Genomic DNA, 14,411 nt, shown 5'->3' on the forward strand with positions numbered 1-14,411 from the left:
TTTGCGTATCTTCCACTCCCTCAAACGCTCCTACCGCGAAATCCGCGTCGACAGAATGATCGATGACAGCGTGCGCTCCACGCCGTCAAGCGCGCCGATCCGGTCGATCAAACGGTCGAGATCGAGGATCGAAGGCGCGGCCAGAATGGCGATGAGGTCGAAGGTGCCGCTCACCGAATGCAGTGTCGTCACCTCCTTGATGGCGGCAAGCGCCGCCGTGACGCCGGGCAGCGCCTTCGGTGCGATGGTAATCAGCACATGGGCGCGCACCAGCCCGGAAAGATAGCTTTCCGAAAGCCTGAGGCCATAACCCGCGATCACCCCGTCCGCCTCCAGCCGCTCGATACGGGCCTGCACCGTGGTGCGCGAAAGGCCGAGTTTGCGCGCCAGTTCCGCCACCGGCATGCGGGCATTTTCGGAAAGCAGGGCGAGCAGCGCCCGGTCCTTGTCGGCAATCGTCATAGTGACCAATCCTGTCGTCTTATTGCCTAATATTAACCCGCTATCCGCACATAGTGAAGCTGCGAATCGTCAATAAAAACTGGCATTCTGTTCTCGAGGCGCATCTGCGCTGACACATTTGCATTCACTGCGGGGAACAAAAATGAAAAACATTGTCGTCATCGGCGCGGGCAATATCGGTTCGGCCATCGCCTGGATGCTGGCCGCCACCGGCGATTATCGCATCACCGTCGCAGACCGTTCGGCCGATCAGCTGGCCAATGTGCCGGCGCATGAACGGGTCGACACCGAAATCGTCGACATCACCGACCGTCCCGCTCTGGAAGCACTGCTGAAAGGCAAATTCGCCGTGCTTTCCGCCGCCCCCTTCCACCTGACGGCAGGCATTGCCGAAGCGGCCGTTACCGTCGGCACGCATTATCTCGATCTCACCGAAGACGTCGAATCCACCCGCAAGGTCAAGGCCTTGGCAGAAACGGCCGGGACGGCACTCATTCCGCAATGCGGCCTTGCCCCCGGCTTCATCTCCATCGTTGCCGCCGATCTTGCCGCCAAGTTCGACAAGCTGGACAGCGTGAGGATGCGCGTCGGCGCGCTGCCGCAATATCCGTCCAATGCGCTCAACTACAACCTCACCTGGAGCACGGACGGGCTGATCAACGAATATATCGAGCCCTGCGAAGCGATCGTCGAAGGCCGCCTTACCGCCGTTCCTGCCCTTGAAGAACGTGAGGAATTTTCGCTCGACGGCGTTACCTATGAGGCGTTCAACACCTCGGGCGGTCTCGGCACGCTCTGCGCCACGCTGGAAGGCAAGGTGCGCACGATGAATTACCGCACCATCCGTTATCCCGGCCATGTCGCGATCATGAAGGCGCTTCTGAACGACCTCAACCTGCGCAATCGCCGCGATGTGCTGAAGGACCTGTTCGAAAACGCCCTGCCCGGCACCATGCAGGATGTGGTCATCGTCTTCGTCACCGTCTGCGGCACCCGCAACGGCCGTTTCCTGCAGGAAACCTATGCCAACAAGGTCTATGCCGGCCCGGTTTCCGGCCGGATGATGAGCGCCATCCAGATCACCACCGCCGCCGGCATCTGCACGGTTCTCGATCTGCTCGCCGAAGGCGCCCTGCCGCAAAAGGGCTTCGTGCGGCAGGAGGAAGTGGCCCTGCCGAAATTCCTCGAAAACCGGTTTGGCCGGTATTATGGCTCGCATGAGCCGCTGGCAAAGGTAGGGTAATTCAAGGGTATCCATCGGGGCGCGGCGTCGCCGCGCATGTCTTCTCCCCCGCTTGGGAGAAGATGGCCCGAGGGGCAGATGAGATGCCAGATCGGGCACCACTGACCAACAACGGTTCTCCGCAGTTCACTGCAATGCGCTAGGGCGCGCAGAACATGCGGCTGTCGAAGGCGTTCAAATCTGAACGGAAGCGCACCGCCACGACCTTTTTCGAACCCTCTGCGTGCGTTTGCAGCACGGCGCTGACCTGCCCGGCTTCGGCGGGCGTGACAATCTCGCTGTAGCTCACGAGACCGGGCACAATATCCAGCTTCTCCACGTAACCTGCTATCTCGAAACTGTAAGGCACATCTGCCGAGATGAATTGCAGATTCACGACCCCGCCCGCAGGCAACGTGATTTTGTCGCCGATGGCGCATTGCGTTGAAGGATCCCCTTCAAGACCCTTGCCCGGCTCGTGGTATTGGAGCGTAAGCGCCCCATTTTCGGCCGTCATCAAGACAGTCAGTTCGCCATGGCCGGGATCCGCAGCCGCCAGGTTTGGCGACGCAAACGTCATGGTCAGACCAAGCAGGCAAACAAGCTTTGATGCGTCATTCATTCGTCGTGGCTTCCCTCGTGAGTTTACCGCCTGGCTCGCCTGATATCTCGAGACTTGCACGCTCGCTCCGGCGCGACGGATCAGTCTTTCGCTTACGTCCCGCAAAACGTCCTGAAGACCCGTTCATGGCTCATCGGCGGCTGCATATAGACGAAATTGTCCGGCCGTTCATCGAAGGGCGTTGCAATCGCCGTCAGCATGGCGTGGAAGGGCTCGAAATCCCCCTCTTCCACCGCTGCCTCTATCAGTTCCTCGATGCGATGGTTGCGGGGGATGATGGCCGGATTGGCGGCCAGCATCGCCGCTGATCGTTGGGAACCGGAAATCGCCTCGCGACCGGCTCTTTCCCGCCAGCGCGCCAGAAATTCGTCCGCCCCCGCAATATCGATGAACATGCCGCGAAACGGTTCGGCATCGCCATTGGCCGCATGGGAAAGACGCCGGAAGGTCAGCGTATAATCCGCCTCCGATGCCTGCATCAGCGCCAGCAGCGCCTGCACCAGATCGATGTCGCCCTCTTCCTCCGCCGTCAGGCCAAGCTTTTCGCGCATGCCGGAAAGCCAGCGTTTGGGAAAGGCGGCGGCGAAATCGGCGAGAACGGCATTGGCGAGTTCGGCGGCTTTCTCCACCTGCGGATCGAGCAGCGGCAGCAGGCATTCCGCCAGCCTTGCAATGTTCCATTGCGCAATGCCCGGCTGGTTGTTGAAGGCGTAACGGCCCTGCGCATCGATGGAGGAGAAGACCTTGTTGGGGTGATATTCGTCAAGGAAGGCGCAGGGGCCGAAATCGATGGTTTCGCCTGACACCGCCATATTGTCGGTATTCATCACACCATGAATGAAGCCCACCATCATCCAGCGGGCGATGAGGTCGCATTGCCGTTGCGCTATGCCTTGCAGCAGGGCGAGGTAAGGATTATCAGCGCCTTTCGCCTCGGGATAGTGACGGTCGATCACATAGTCCGCAAGGTTCCTGATCGCCTCATCATCCTCGCGGGCGGCGAAGAACTGGAAGGTGCCGACACGGATATGGCTTGCGGCAACGCGGGTGAAAACACCGCCCGGCAGACCGACTTCGCGCTGCACCCTTTCGCCGGAAAGGACGGCCGCCAGCGCCCGTGTGGCGGGAATGCCGAGCGCAAACATCGCCTCCGACACGATATATTCGCGCAGCACCGGGCCAAGGGCCGCGCGCCCGTCTCCCCGGCGCGAAAACGGCGTCGGGCCGGAGCCCTTAAGCTGGATATCACGGCGTTTGCCGTTCCTGTCGATCACCTCGCCCAGCAGAATGGCGCGGCCATCGCCCAGCTGCGGCACGAAACCGCCGAACTGGTGGCCGGCATAGGCCATGGCCAGCGGCTCGGCCCCCTGCGGCACGACATTGCCGGAAAAGATCGCCGCCAGCCTTTCATCGTCAAGGCCGGCCACATCGAGAAGGAGTTCATCGGCGAGCCCACGATTGAAGGCGATGAGCCGCGGCGCCTTCACCGGCGTCGGCAGCACGGCGGCGCTGAACCGTTCCGGCAGGCGGGCATAGGAATTGTCGAATTTCATCACGGATAAACTCCCTGCTTTGCCCCTATATGGGGCCGGAAGGCGGCGGATGCGAGTGATAAATGCCCAACCTCCTCCATCGCTTCATTCAATTTTGCGCAATGAACTTTCCCGCGCCATCATCGTTCCTATGCTTGACCCGCAGAATGCCGAAGGAAAGGAAAAGCAATGACCGTCGTTGAAGCCGTAACCGCCGAACCGGAAAGCGCCATCCGCACCATTCATACCGATCTGCCCGTCAACGCCACCTTCCATGTCTGGCTGAAAGCGAAGAAAGATGCCGAGCCCGGTGCCGTCTCCTTTTCCAATCAGAACGGAAAATTCGCTGAGGTTTCAAGCGTCAACACGGAAGAGTTCGGTTTTCGAATCTATCAGGTTTTCGGCGGCGGCCACGTGGAGCTGAGTTACGACACGGTCACGACCGCCGTTTCCGTCATCTACTGGTTCACGGCGTCGGATGTGCTCGAAACCGGCATCACCGTCGTCCATACCAAGCCGGACAATGCCGCACCCGAACTTCCCGGCAGCTATCACTTCCGCCCGCCCTTCGGCTGGATGAACGACCCCAACGGTTTCGGACGTTTCGAGGGGCGGCCGCATCTGTTCTATCAGCATTATTCGCACGGGCTGCGCTGGAACACCATGCATTGGGGCCATGCCGTCTCGTCGGATTATCTGCGCTGGCGGCACCTGCCGATCTTCCTTTTCCCTTCCGAGGATCTGACGACGCGGCCGGACAAGCGCGGCGGCGCTTATTCCGGTTCCACCATTCCGCTGGTTGAAGGAACGGGCATCCGCGTCTTTTTCACCGAGCAGGTGCAGGATCGCATTCCCGAGCAGCAGATACAGCTGACCGCCACCTCCTCCGATCTCATCATGGCCGGGCAGGCGGAGGTCATTCTCGGCACTCGTCCGGACGGACAGGGGCTGACGCCGGATTTCCGCGATCCTTACGTCTTTCGCGGTCCCGACGGCCTGTGGAAAATGGTGCTCGGCAGCCAGAGCGACGGCGGCGGCGTCATCCTGCTCTACGAGACGCTGGACCCCACCGCCGCATCGGGCTGGACCTATGTGGGCAAGCTGTGGGTGGAAACGCGCTATAAAACCACGGCCATCGAATGCCCCTGCCTGCTGCCGCTCGACGGCCCCGCCAATGCCCGCTCCACCCGCTGGGTATTGATTTACGGGCTGATGCACTCGGAGGACCCGGAAACCGGCCGCAAGAACCTGACCATGGCCGATGTCGGCTGGTTTGACGGCAAGGCCTTCACCAAGGAATTCGGGCAGGAGCTGGATTTCGGCACCGACAATTACGCCTTCCAGGCCTTTCTGGATGGCGACAGCATCATCGGCATGGGCTGGCTGGCCAATTGGGCGGATGCCAATCCGGAGATCGATTTCCCCACCTCCATGACGCTGCCGCGCCGGATTCATTATGTGAACGGCGAGCTTCTGACCCCGCCCATCGGCGCGGCGGAAAGCCTGCGCAGCCATATTCTCGACCGCACGCGGCTTGCCGCCGGCGAACGCATCACCTTCATCAACGGGGCGGTGGAAATATTGTTCGAGCTTGCCTCGCCCGGCGCGCCCTTCGAACTGGTGCTCGACCATCCGGCGGTCGAGCTGGGCGTCGTTTCCGATGAAACGGGGCTGTGGATCCGCCACGAGGACGGGCGTGACGGCCCCTCGCCGCATTATATCGCCAGGGGCGCAAGGGCCTCGCGCATCCGCATCTTTCTCGATTACGGCTCCATCGAAGTCTTCGCCAATCGTGGCCGATATGTGGGCACCAAGCGCCTCGAAGGTTTCGAACCGGTGCGCTCGGCGCTGCTGAAGGCCGCCCCCGGCGCGGTGGTGCATGCCACCAGCTGGGCGCTGAAACCGTGAGGAACCTTTTGGCGGATTGGGCGGTTGATAGACCGAAACCGCCCATTCCACGGATAAGGAGAAACGGCATGACCAAAATCCGCGACACCAGCGATCCGATCCTGTTTCCGACCGAAGCCAATGAAAACAAGGCCGAGAAAAAACGCGCCGGCAAGGGCATCGTCATCATTATCGGTGCGATCGCGATCATGGCCTTCGTCGTTTACCTGGCGGCGATCGCCATCGCCACCACTCAGTCCTGACGGTGGCGGAAGAGCCGCCTTTCGCCCCGCAACCCGCTGGCGGTCATGATCGCCAGCAGCGATACGACCACACCCAGCCCATAGAGATAAACCATCGGCATCGTCACATCCGCCCGCTCGATCCGCCCCACCAGATCGGTGGCAGCGGCAACGGTGCCGCTGGCGCCGGCACCGGCGGCGGCGCCCAGGGTCGCGACCGTCGGCAAAAGCGCACCCGTCATCTTGCGTTCCTCCTCCGGTGCGGCCTCCATGGCGGCCTGGCTGATGCCGGCCCATGACATGCCGAAGGCGGAGCCGATCAGAATTTGCCCCACGAGCATTTCTCCCCAGTTGCCGGTTGCCAGCCCGAGCCCCAGCAGCGCGCAGCCCGGCACCATCTGGTAAGGACCGTAATGCAGGCAAATCTCCCGAAGGCGGGCAGAACGCAGGCTGCCGATCAGCATCGCCACGAAGCTCCAGGCAAGCGGCATCGTCACCACGATGAAACCGGCAAAGGTCGGTTCATGCCGCCAGAGATTGATGGCGACATAAGCGAGATAGACGCTGCCCAGCGCATGGGCATAGGACATCAGGAACAGCACCCAGAAACCGCTGCCGAGCACCGTCTTCAGCCGAAAGGATTCCTTGGGGAAAAGACCGATTGAAGGCCGGGTGCCCGCGCGCAGCGAGGCCCACAGCAGCGCCGCGCCCACCAGCAGGGAAAGGGCGCGCAGGCTTGCATCCTCGAAGGCGGAAGGCGCGGAAAACGCCAATGCGCCGACAAGACACAGAAGCAGCGGCACCAGCGGTTTACGCGTCGCCGCCACCGGCCGCTCGGCGGAGACGGCAATGGCGGTATAGGCCAGAAGCAGCAGGATCAGCGGCGCCGACAAGAGGAAGGTGGCGCGCCAGGAGATGTGTTCGGTGGCGAAACCGCCGGTCAGCGGGCCGATGAAGGAGGCGACTGCCCAGATCGCCGCCTCGATGGCGAAGACCTTCGGCAGAAGGCCGGAGCGGAAACCGGCGGGAATGAGGCTGTAGCAAACGGCGACGATCAGCCCGTCGGCCAGACCCTGCAGGGCGCGGCCGACGACGACCCACAAAAAGTCGCCGGCGATTGCCGAGAGGACCGAACCGAAAGAAAAGATCAGGCAGCAGAGAAGCAAAACGACGCGTGCGCCAAAACGCTCGCGAAACAGGACGGCGGTGACGCCGCCCGCCACGGAACCGACGAAATAGAGACTATAGGCCCAGCTATAGAAAGCAGCGCCGCCAATTTCGTTGACGGCCACGGGCAAGGCCGTCACCACCGCGAACTGGTTGAAAGCGTGCAGGCCGATACCGGAGGAGATGACGGTCAGAAGCGAGAGATTCGCCCCGCTCAGCAATTCGCTCCAGCCGTTTTTCTCCGTCATTTCCATACTCGACAAAGCCGTATCCTTTCCATTCTTGCGATACGGCGGGCAAACTAGAACCTCAAGCGCCATTGAGGTCAAGACGGCTTTTTCACGCAATCCGGCCTGACGGAATTCAGCGACGGAATTCAACGGCGGCAGGAACCCTTCGCGCCTCCGGGCCGTTTGTCGAATGAACGGACAGAAAGGACACCGTCATGGACCGCGAAAAAATCCTGCCCCGCAACGAAGACGCCATGGACGAGGACCTGCTCGATCTCGATATCGACGCCCTTCCCGCCAAGGGAGAAATTCCGCAATCCATCGAACAGGAAATCGAGGAAGAAGAGGCAGAGAGCGAGGACGATCCCTATCAGGAAAGCGACGAGGCCCTGCCCGACGATGCCGAGGAAAGAGTGATCGACCGCAACCCTTCGCGGGAAGGCGGGACTTTCGACGAGGTTTAGGGAAGATTCAGGGCGCGACGGGACACGAGGCGCGTGAGCATATGGCGCAGATGATCCTGCCCGCCGAAAAAGACCGCAAGAATACGCACGGTCTTTTCACCCTCATCGACATCGAAATAAAAGACAGCCTGATTTTTCGTCACCCGGCGAAGGCCGGGCAATATTTCGGGCAATAATGTGCCCTGAAAAGGCGCTTTGTGAAGCGCTTCCATATCCGCCTCGATTGACCCCACACGTCGCGCAGCGCGCGCGAAAGCGCCCGGCAAGGCGTCGCCAAGGTCGAGATAGGACTGGATGAGATGGTCGAGAATGAGGCCGAGGTCCTGATCCGTCTGTGTCGAACGCAGGACCCTAAAGGCCATAGCCGGCCTTCTTGGCTGCGATCATCTCTGCCGTTCTTTCTTTGCCGTCTTCCACGGAGACGAAGTCGCCCTGCCCGCGCTCGACCAGCAAATCGCGAAGCGCGGCAAGTTCGGCGTCCTTCAGTTCCGTTTCCTGCCGCAGCAGTTCCAGCCCACGCTGGACGACGGCACTGAGGCTGGCATAACGCCCTTCCTCCACCAGCCTTCGCGCGAAGCTGTCCTGTTGATCGGAGATGGAAACTGACGCCTTGACGGACATTGTGGCTATCCCGGTTCAAAAGAGATGCTACTCAGTAGCATATTTCGCCCATTATTCCAATGGGCGTTCTCAGGCGGGATCGATCATGCTGATGACACGTCCGGCGATTTCGTCGATCGTCGCATCGTCAAGGGTTTCGATATATTTCGCTTTCTTCTGGGCGACACGGGCAACAATGTCCATGCTTCTCACCTGATTGCTTAGTGCGACACCCGTTGTCCTGTGGCCCGATATGTTGACGGCAAGCCCTGCCCTGCGTGTGAATACTCCGCCCGTCGTCACGGGAACGACAAGGCACGGTCCAACCGCATTGATTTCTCTGGGCGTGATGACGATACAACGATGCTCGTCCCTGATTTCGCTGCCGATGACAGGATTGACGTCGACCAGATAAACGTCGCCACGTTTTGGAACCTGGCTACGGACCATCAAAGGGCTTCTTTGCCAACTGGCGGCGCTTCGTCCCACTCCCGCGCGCTGGCATTGAGGGCGGCGACTTCATCCGCACCCTCCAGCAGTTCGGCAAGCGTGAAGCGCTTCTTTTCCTGCCGAACCGGGCTGGCGACCAGCGCGCCGTTGTCGACCTCGAGCGTCAATTGCTCACCGATTTCCAGCCCCAGCATCTTCAAAAGAGCGGGCGGGATGGTCATCACCGCCGCACCGCCCTGACGTCTTATTCTCGTCGTTACGGTCATCCGTTTACGCTCCATTTTGTGCAACATATGTAGCACATTTTGGAACCTGTGCAAACGGAAGCCGTCTCTCAACCCGCCCGTTCCGGCGAATAACCGGCTTGGCGTATCGCCGCTTCCGCGGTTGCGGCGTCGCCCGTGACGATCAGCCTGTGGGCATCAAGGTCGATGCTGATGGATGCGCCGGGAAGAGCCTCCGTGAGAGCACCGCGCAGCGTCTTTTCGCAATGGCCGCAGGTCATGTCCGGAATGAGGAAGGTGGTTGCACTCATGGTTTTCTCCTTATCGCCGGTCGCGATATTGTCGTGCCGGCTGTCATTAAAGGTCAGTGGGTTCGCGCGTGCCTGGCGTCGGCCTTATCTGCGCCCGCGAGATCGTCGAGGATGGGGCAGTCGGGCCGGTGGTCGCCGCCGCAGCAATGGGCGAGATGGGAGAGCGTCTTCACCATGCTCTTCATCTCGGCGATCTTCTGCTCGAGATCGGCGATGTGGACGAGCGCGATTTCCTTCACCGCCGAACTCTCACGGCTCTTGTCCTGCCAGAGTTTCAGCAGCGTCTCGGTTTCTTCCAGCGAAAAACCAAGCGTGCGCGCCCGCTTGATAAAGCGCAGATTGTGCACGTCCTGCTCGCCATAAACCCGGTAATTATTGCCGGTGCGGGCGGCCGGCGTGATGAGGCCGATCTGCTCGTAATAACGGATCATCTTGGCGGAAACACCCGATGCTTCCGATGCCTGGCCGATATTCATGACGTCACCTCCCGATGGGCCACCTTCGCCCGTTTCAACCGCAGCGCATTGGCGAGAACGAAGACGCTGGACAGCGCCATGGCGCCCGCGCCGATCATCGGCGATAGCGTGATGCCGAAGGCGGGATAAAGCACGCCCGCCGCAACAGGTATCAACGCCACATTGTAACCGAAAGCCCAGAACAGGTTTTCCTTGATGTTGCGGATGGTCGCCCGGCTCATCTCGATAGCGTTGACCGCACCGAGAAGATCGCCGCCGACCAGCACCACATCGGCGCTTTCAATGGCGACATCCGTGCCGGTGCCGACGGCGATGCCGATATCGGCTTCAGCCAGCGCCGGCGCATCGTTGATGCCGTCACCCACGAAGGCCAGCACCTTGCCGCCCGCGCGCATCTCGTGGATCGCCTTCACCTTGCCCTCGGGCAGCACTTCAGCCACCACACGGGAAATGCCGACCTGTCGGGCGATTGCATTCGCCGTGCGTTCATTGTCGCCCGTCACCATCGCCACTTCGATGCCCATCGCCTGCAACGCCCTGATGGCGGTGACACTTGACGGTTTCAGCGGATCGGCGACGGCAATCGCGGCCGCCAGCCTGCCGTCGATGGCGGCATAGAGCGGCGTCTTGCCCTCGTCACCCAGCTTTGCGGCGGCCTCAGCGAAGATATCCACGGAATGGCCGAGTTTGGCCATGTAACGATCCGCGCCGACTTCGACCCTGCGACCGTTGACGGTGGCGGCGATGCCATAACCCGTCACGCTTTCGAAGTTTTCGACGGTCGCGGGTTCGAGTCCTGCAGGGGTCGCAACCTTCTTTTCTTCCGCAGCCCGGACGATGGCTTCGGCAATCGGATGTTCCGAACGGCCCTCGACGGCGGCGACCAGCGCCAGCACCTCGTTATCGGCAAACCCTTCCGCAACCACCAGATCGGTCAGTTCCGGGCGGCCCTTGGTGACAGTGCCCGTCTTGTCGACCACGACGATCTGCGCCGAGCGCAGCTCCTGCAGCGCCTGTCCCTTGCGGAACAGCACGCCCAGCTCCGCCGCCCGGCCGGTGCCGACCATGATGGATGTCGGCGTGGCGAGACCCATGGCGCAGGGGCAGGCGATGATGAGCACCGCCACCGCATTGACCAGCGCGAATGTATAGGCAGGCTCGGGGCCGAAGATCGCCCAGACGATGAAGGTCAGCACCGCAATGGCGATGACAACCGGTACGAAGAGCGCGGTGACGCGGTCGACCAGCAGCTGAATGGGAAGCTTGGATCCTTGAGCCTCCTCCACCATGCGGATGATCTGCGACAGCATGGTATCCGCGCCGACCTTGGTCGCCTTGAACTTGAAAGCGCCGGTCTTGTTGATGGTGCCGCCGACGACCGTTGCGCCGACCGTCTTTTCCACCGGCACCGGCTCGCCGGAGATCATCGATTCATCGACATAGGACGAGCCTTCGACGACTTCGCCATCCACCGCCAGCCTTTCGCCGGGACGGATAACGACGATATCGCCGGCCACGAGGTCTTCGGGGGAAATATCGATGGTAGCGCCGTCGCGCTCCACCCGGGCGGTCTTCGCCTGCAGGCTCATCAGCTTGCGGATGGCGTCTCCAGTGCGTCCGCTGGCGCGGGCTTCGAGAAGCCGCCCGGTCAGGATCAGCGTGACGATGACGGTGGCCGCCTCATAATAGACGAATTGCGCCTCTTGCGGCAGCAGGTCGGGCGCGAAGGTCGCCACCACCGAATAGAGATAGGCGGCCGTGACGCCCAGCGCCACCAGCGAGTTCATTTCCGGCGCGCCGCGCAGCAGGGCCGGGAAACCGGTCTTGAGGAAACGCAGGCCCGGCCCGAAAATCACCGCCGTCGCCAGCGCGAAATAGATGTAATAGAGGTTCTGCGTGTCGATGATGCCCATCAGCCAGTGATGCATCGGCTCATAGAGATGGCCACCCATTTCCAGCACGAAAAGCGGCGCGGTCAGGATCGCGGCAATCGTCAGGTCGCGTTTGAGCGCGCCCTCTTCGCCCGCATGCTGCATATGGTCATGGCCGCCGGCCTCGCCCGCCGCCATCTGGCCGTGGCCCGGATGATGTCCGTGGTGCTGGCTGTGACCGTTATGGGCGGAATGGTCGTGCGGTTTCGGCGTCTTCAGCGCGAACCCGGCAAGCTTTGCCGTTTCCACAAGCGCATCCCGTTCGCGCCGGCCGCCAATCGTTTCCACGGAGGCCTTGCCGGAGGCAGCGTCGACCTTGACGGCGATTGTAGTGGCGACCGCTTCCAGAACGGCCTTCAGCCGCTCGGCCTCAGCCTCGCCCCGCAGGTCTTCCACCGCAAATTCGTGACGCTCCGGCGCGATATCGTAACCGACCTTCTTGATGGCGGCGCCAAGCGTTCTGGCCGAAAAACCCTCGGCCGGCTCGACGGTGAGCTTCTTCGTGGCGAAGTTCACGGAACTCGACATGACACCCGGCACCTTGGCCGCAGCCGTTTCCACCCGCCGCACGCAGGAAGCGCAGGTCATGCCTTCCACGGGAATGGAAACCGGTTCATGTCGATGGGCGTGTTTGACTGTCTCGTTCATGGGAAATCCCCTTTCGAGACCCTATGTAGAGATTCCCATGATGGGAAGGTCAAGGGAAGCGGAAACTTTTTGTTGAACACACAATCGTGAGTGCGGCCGGGCTTGCTGTCGGCGCCTGCGCGGCAATCTGACGGATACCTACTGACCGCGCTATCTCGGTCCACAGCGTTCACATTTCCATGCGCCAAGATATCACCCTCATTCCTGTGCTTGTCACAGGAATCCAGTCGACGCGCGTCTGCGCGGCGGGGAGAGTTCTTTCAGCCCAAGGACTTGGGCTGGCTGGATCCCTGTGACAAGCACAGGGATGAGGGAAGGAGCACGTCGCAAAACTACGCTTTTATTAGATGCGTGCGGCTACCGGTGCACGGCCAGCCGGGGAATATCGCGCAGGAAGGCATCGCGCACGGCGGGGCCGAGCGGCTCGTCGGACGGTTTGTCGGAAACGCGCAGCCTTGCGAAGACGATGTGCTGGCCTTCGCGTTCCGCCCAGCCGATGAACCAGCCGAAGGGGCGGTTGCGGTCGGGATTGCCCTTTTCGTCGCGCATGTAGCCGGTGCCGGTCTTGCCGTGCACCGCCCAACTTTCGGGCGCATCGAAGACCGGCACGATTGCCCTGGTCTTCGCCTGCGCATCGCGCGAGACCGGCAGATTGCCGGCCAGAAGGCGGCGGAGGAAGCCGACCTGTTCCACCGGCGAAACCGTCAGCGACGATCCGAGCCAGGAATGGGTGAGCCCGTTATTCTTGCCCGGCTCGCCGGAAACATCGGCATTGCCGTAACCGAGGCGCTTCACATAGGCGGCGAATTTTTCCGGGCCGAGGCGGCGGGTGATTTCACGCGAATACCACAGCACCGAATCCTGCTCCCATATGGTCGGATCGACCGTCTTGCGGTCGGAGGCGCGCGCCTCCGTGCCGGGTTTCCAGTCCCAGGCGGGCGTCTTTTCATCCTGAAGAATGCCGGCGTCGTAACCGATCAGCGCCAGCGGCACCTTGAAGGTGGAGGCCGGAGCCACGCGCTGGTCGCAGGCGCCCTGCTGGTTGATGATGGCGCCGGTCTCGATGGAGGTGACCAGCGTGCATTCGAAGGCCTGGGGCTGTTGCTGGGCGTCAGCGGAAAACGGCAGGAGCCCCGGAAGGGCGAGGCATGAAAGAACGATGGCGGGCAGCCGGTAGCGCATGCGTTTTGATGTCCCTCGTCCGCTTTTGCGGATCATTTGCCGGAATGGCCGGAAGCTGTCTTTGATTTCAGACAAGTCGTAACCCGAAACCGTGACACGCTTTCGGGCGACACTGCCTTAAGGGAACGATGGGGCAGGAATAGGACCAAAACGAAAATCGACGTTTTCCGTCACATCCGTTCCTTTTCGCCTGCCCTCTCACCCACTGTCAGGGGCCAGTCGACCACATAATCCTCGAAGTCGTCAACATCCACATCGGCCTCGCTGACGGTGCGGCCGCGGGCGGAAATGCCGGCCTGATGCACCGTTTCCGTATCGCCGGAAACGAGATAGTGCCACCAGTAGAGATCCTTGCCGTCGCGCACCAGCGCATAGGCGCAGGTGGGCGGCAGCCAGCCGATCTCATGCACCTTCTTCAGGTCGAGCTGGATACAGTCCGGCACGGTGGCGCGGCGGTTTTCGTAATCGGAGCATCGACAGCTTTCACCGTCAAGCAGCACGCAGCGCACCGAGGTGAACACCACTTCGCCGGTGTCCCAGTCCTCCAGCTTGTTCAGACAGCACAGGCCGCAGCCGTCGCACAGGCTTTCCCATTCCTCGCCGGTCATCTCCGTGAGTGATTTGGTTTTCCAGAACGGCGCGTCATTCATCGTTAACATTTCCGTTTCATTTTGATCTCTTGGACGGGAGTGTTTAACCGGTCCCTAATCCTTTATATCGTATCGCCAAGGGCTGGTTTGTACGATATTTTAGCATATTGG

Annotated in this window: 17 protein-coding genes; 4 read left to right on the forward strand and 13 right to left on the reverse strand. The window is 61.4% G+C overall.

Annotated elements, in window-relative coordinates; translation table 11 throughout:
- Nucleotides 1-30: 30 nt before the first annotated feature.
- Nucleotides 31-462 (reverse strand): Lrp/AsnC family transcriptional regulator, encoded by a 432-nt coding sequence (locus ACIK7D_RS03200; protein ID WP_052817598.1) that lies wholly within the window; start codon nt 460-462, stop codon nt 31-33.
- Between the two features lie 142 nt (nt 463-604).
- Between ACIK7D_RS03200 and ACIK7D_RS03205 the strand changes: the two genes are divergently transcribed.
- Complete coding sequence (locus ACIK7D_RS03205; protein ID WP_137003121.1) at nt 605-1,705, forward strand: saccharopine dehydrogenase family protein; 1,101 nt, start codon at nt 605-607, stop codon at nt 1,703-1,705.
- Between the two features lie 139 nt (nt 1,706-1,844).
- On the opposite strand, the gene ACIK7D_RS03210 is transcribed toward ACIK7D_RS03205, so the two are convergent.
- Nucleotides 1,845-2,306, reverse strand: coding sequence for a hypothetical protein (locus ACIK7D_RS03210; protein WP_400155604.1), 462 nt, complete (start codon nt 2,304-2,306; stop codon nt 1,845-1,847).
- A gap of 92 nt (nt 2,307-2,398) precedes the next feature.
- Entirely contained in the window at nt 2,399-3,859 is a 1,461-nt protein-coding gene (locus ACIK7D_RS03215) for a YdiU family protein (RefSeq protein WP_400155605.1), read from the reverse strand.
- 168 nt (nt 3,860-4,027) lie between these two features.
- Between ACIK7D_RS03215 and ACIK7D_RS03220 the strand changes: the two genes are divergently transcribed.
- Nucleotides 4,028-5,746: a glycoside hydrolase family 32 protein gene (locus ACIK7D_RS03220; RefSeq protein WP_400155606.1), complete on the forward strand. Its 1,719-nt coding sequence runs from the start codon at nt 4,028-4,030 to the stop codon at nt 5,744-5,746.
- Between the two features lie 68 nt (nt 5,747-5,814).
- Nucleotides 5,815-5,988 carry a hypothetical protein gene (locus tag ACIK7D_RS03225; protein WP_127758205.1) on the forward strand — a complete coding sequence of 58 codons (174 nt, stop codon included), beginning with the start codon at nt 5,815-5,817 and terminating at the stop codon, nt 5,986-5,988.
- Here ACIK7D_RS03225 and ACIK7D_RS03230 read toward each other — a convergent pair.
- The gene (locus tag ACIK7D_RS03230; RefSeq protein ID WP_400156006.1) at nt 5,979-7,388 is read right to left on the reverse strand and encodes an MFS transporter; all 1,410 of its coding nucleotides are present in this window, start codon (nt 7,386-7,388) and stop codon (nt 5,979-5,981) included. The two genes, ACIK7D_RS03225 and ACIK7D_RS03230, sit on opposite strands and share 10 nt — an antisense overlap.
- 191 nt (nt 7,389-7,579) lie before the next feature.
- Between ACIK7D_RS03230 and ACIK7D_RS03235 the strand changes: the two genes are divergently transcribed.
- The gene (locus ACIK7D_RS03235; RefSeq protein ID WP_080817381.1) at nt 7,580-7,828 is read left to right on the forward strand and encodes a hypothetical protein; all 249 of its coding nucleotides are present in this window, start codon (nt 7,580-7,582) and stop codon (nt 7,826-7,828) included.
- Here ACIK7D_RS03235 and ACIK7D_RS03240 read toward each other — a convergent pair.
- The 9 genes from ACIK7D_RS03240 to ACIK7D_RS03280 all read right to left on the reverse strand — a co-directional run bounded on the left by ACIK7D_RS03240 (nt 7,825) and on the right by ACIK7D_RS03280 (nt 14,300).
- Nucleotides 7,825-8,190 (reverse strand): type II toxin-antitoxin system RelE/ParE family toxin, encoded by a 366-nt coding sequence (locus tag ACIK7D_RS03240; protein ID WP_127758203.1) that lies wholly within the window; start codon nt 8,188-8,190, stop codon nt 7,825-7,827. The genes ACIK7D_RS03235 and ACIK7D_RS03240 overlap by 4 nt on opposite strands.
- Nucleotides 8,180-8,449 carry a type II toxin-antitoxin system ParD family antitoxin gene (locus tag ACIK7D_RS03245; RefSeq protein WP_262534972.1) on the reverse strand — a complete coding sequence of 90 codons (270 nt, stop codon included), beginning with the start codon at nt 8,447-8,449 and terminating at the stop codon, nt 8,180-8,182. The genes ACIK7D_RS03240 and ACIK7D_RS03245 overlap by 11 nt, the downstream gene beginning before the upstream one ends.
- A 69-nt stretch (nt 8,450-8,518) precedes the next feature.
- On the reverse strand, nt 8,519-8,878 hold the full coding sequence (locus tag ACIK7D_RS03250) for a type II toxin-antitoxin system PemK/MazF family toxin (RefSeq protein WP_400155607.1): 360 nt from the start codon (nt 8,876-8,878) through the stop codon (nt 8,519-8,521).
- Nucleotides 8,878-9,144, reverse strand: coding sequence for an AbrB/MazE/SpoVT family DNA-binding domain-containing protein (locus tag ACIK7D_RS03255; RefSeq protein ID WP_059753836.1), 267 nt, complete (start codon nt 9,142-9,144; stop codon nt 8,878-8,880). Before ACIK7D_RS03255 ends, ACIK7D_RS03250 begins: the two co-directional genes overlap by 1 nt.
- Nucleotides 9,145-9,212: 68 nt before the next feature.
- Nucleotides 9,213-9,413: a heavy-metal-associated domain-containing protein gene (locus ACIK7D_RS03260; RefSeq protein ID WP_400155608.1), complete on the reverse strand. Its 201-nt coding sequence runs from the start codon at nt 9,411-9,413 to the stop codon at nt 9,213-9,215.
- Nucleotides 9,414-9,466: 53 nt separating this feature from the next.
- Nucleotides 9,467-9,889 carry a Cu(I)-responsive transcriptional regulator gene (cueR, locus tag ACIK7D_RS03265; RefSeq protein ID WP_127758198.1) on the reverse strand — a complete coding sequence of 141 codons (423 nt, stop codon included), beginning with the start codon at nt 9,887-9,889 and terminating at the stop codon, nt 9,467-9,469.
- Nucleotides 9,886-12,468, reverse strand: coding sequence for a heavy metal translocating P-type ATPase (locus tag ACIK7D_RS03270; RefSeq protein WP_400155609.1), 2,583 nt, complete (start codon nt 12,466-12,468; stop codon nt 9,886-9,888). The genes cueR and ACIK7D_RS03270 overlap by 4 nt, the downstream gene beginning before the upstream one ends.
- 357 nt (nt 12,469-12,825) lie before the next feature.
- Entirely contained in the window at nt 12,826-13,650 is an 825-nt protein-coding gene (gene blaOXA, locus ACIK7D_RS03275) for a class D beta-lactamase (RefSeq protein ID WP_400155610.1), read from the reverse strand.
- A 170-nt stretch (nt 13,651-13,820) separates the two neighbouring features.
- Nucleotides 13,821-14,300, reverse strand: coding sequence for a YcgN family cysteine cluster protein (locus tag ACIK7D_RS03280; protein WP_065654208.1), 480 nt, complete (start codon nt 14,298-14,300; stop codon nt 13,821-13,823).
- Nucleotides 14,301-14,411: the final 111 nt, after the last annotated feature.

The organism is Agrobacterium sp. P15N1-A, assembly GCF_044626815.1.
Lineage (GTDB): Bacteria > Pseudomonadota > Alphaproteobacteria > Rhizobiales > Rhizobiaceae > Agrobacterium > Agrobacterium leguminum.

Bases quoted from the DNA above. Each gene is read 5' to 3' on its own strand.
- ACIK7D_RS03200 (WP_052817598.1), bottom strand. From the start codon at position 462: ATGACGATTGCCGACAAGGACCGGGCGCTGCTCGCCCTGCTTTCCGAA.
- ACIK7D_RS03205 (WP_137003121.1), top strand. From the start codon at position 605: ATGAAAAACATTGTCGTCATCGGCGCGGGCAATATCGGTTCGGCCATC.
- ACIK7D_RS03210 (WP_400155604.1), bottom strand. From the start codon at position 2,306: ATGAATGACGCATCAAAGCTTGTTTGCCTGCTTGGTCTGACCATGACG.
- ACIK7D_RS03215 (WP_400155605.1), bottom strand. From the start codon at position 3,859: ATGAAATTCGACAATTCCTATGCCCGCCTGCCGGAACGGTTCAGCGCC.
- ACIK7D_RS03220 (WP_400155606.1), top strand. From the start codon at position 4,028: ATGACCGTCGTTGAAGCCGTAACCGCCGAACCGGAAAGCGCCATCCGC.
- ACIK7D_RS03225 (WP_127758205.1), top strand. From the start codon at position 5,815: ATGACCAAAATCCGCGACACCAGCGATCCGATCCTGTTTCCGACCGAA.
- ACIK7D_RS03230 (WP_400156006.1), bottom strand. From the start codon at position 7,388: ATGGAAATGACGGAGAAAAACGGCTGGAGCGAATTGCTGAGCGGGGCG.
- ACIK7D_RS03235 (WP_080817381.1), top strand. From the start codon at position 7,580: ATGGACCGCGAAAAAATCCTGCCCCGCAACGAAGACGCCATGGACGAG.
- ACIK7D_RS03240 (WP_127758203.1), bottom strand. From the start codon at position 8,190: ATGGCCTTTAGGGTCCTGCGTTCGACACAGACGGATCAGGACCTCGGC.
- ACIK7D_RS03245 (WP_262534972.1), bottom strand. From the start codon at position 8,449: ATGTCCGTCAAGGCGTCAGTTTCCATCTCCGATCAACAGGACAGCTTC.
- ACIK7D_RS03250 (WP_400155607.1), bottom strand. From the start codon at position 8,878: ATGGTCCGTAGCCAGGTTCCAAAACGTGGCGACGTTTATCTGGTCGAC.
- ACIK7D_RS03255 (WP_059753836.1), bottom strand. From the start codon at position 9,144: ATGACCGTAACGACGAGAATAAGACGTCAGGGCGGTGCGGCGGTGATG.
- ACIK7D_RS03260 (WP_400155608.1), bottom strand. From the start codon at position 9,413: ATGAGTGCAACCACCTTCCTCATTCCGGACATGACCTGCGGCCATTGC.
- cueR (WP_127758198.1), bottom strand. From the start codon at position 9,889: ATGAATATCGGCCAGGCATCGGAAGCATCGGGTGTTTCCGCCAAGATG.
- ACIK7D_RS03270 (WP_400155609.1), bottom strand. From the start codon at position 12,468: ATGAACGAGACAGTCAAACACGCCCATCGACATGAACCGGTTTCCATT.
- blaOXA (WP_400155610.1), bottom strand. From the start codon at position 13,650: ATGCGCTACCGGCTGCCCGCCATCGTTCTTTCATGCCTCGCCCTTCCG.
- ACIK7D_RS03280 (WP_065654208.1), bottom strand. From the start codon at position 14,300: ATGAATGACGCGCCGTTCTGGAAAACCAAATCACTCACGGAGATGACC.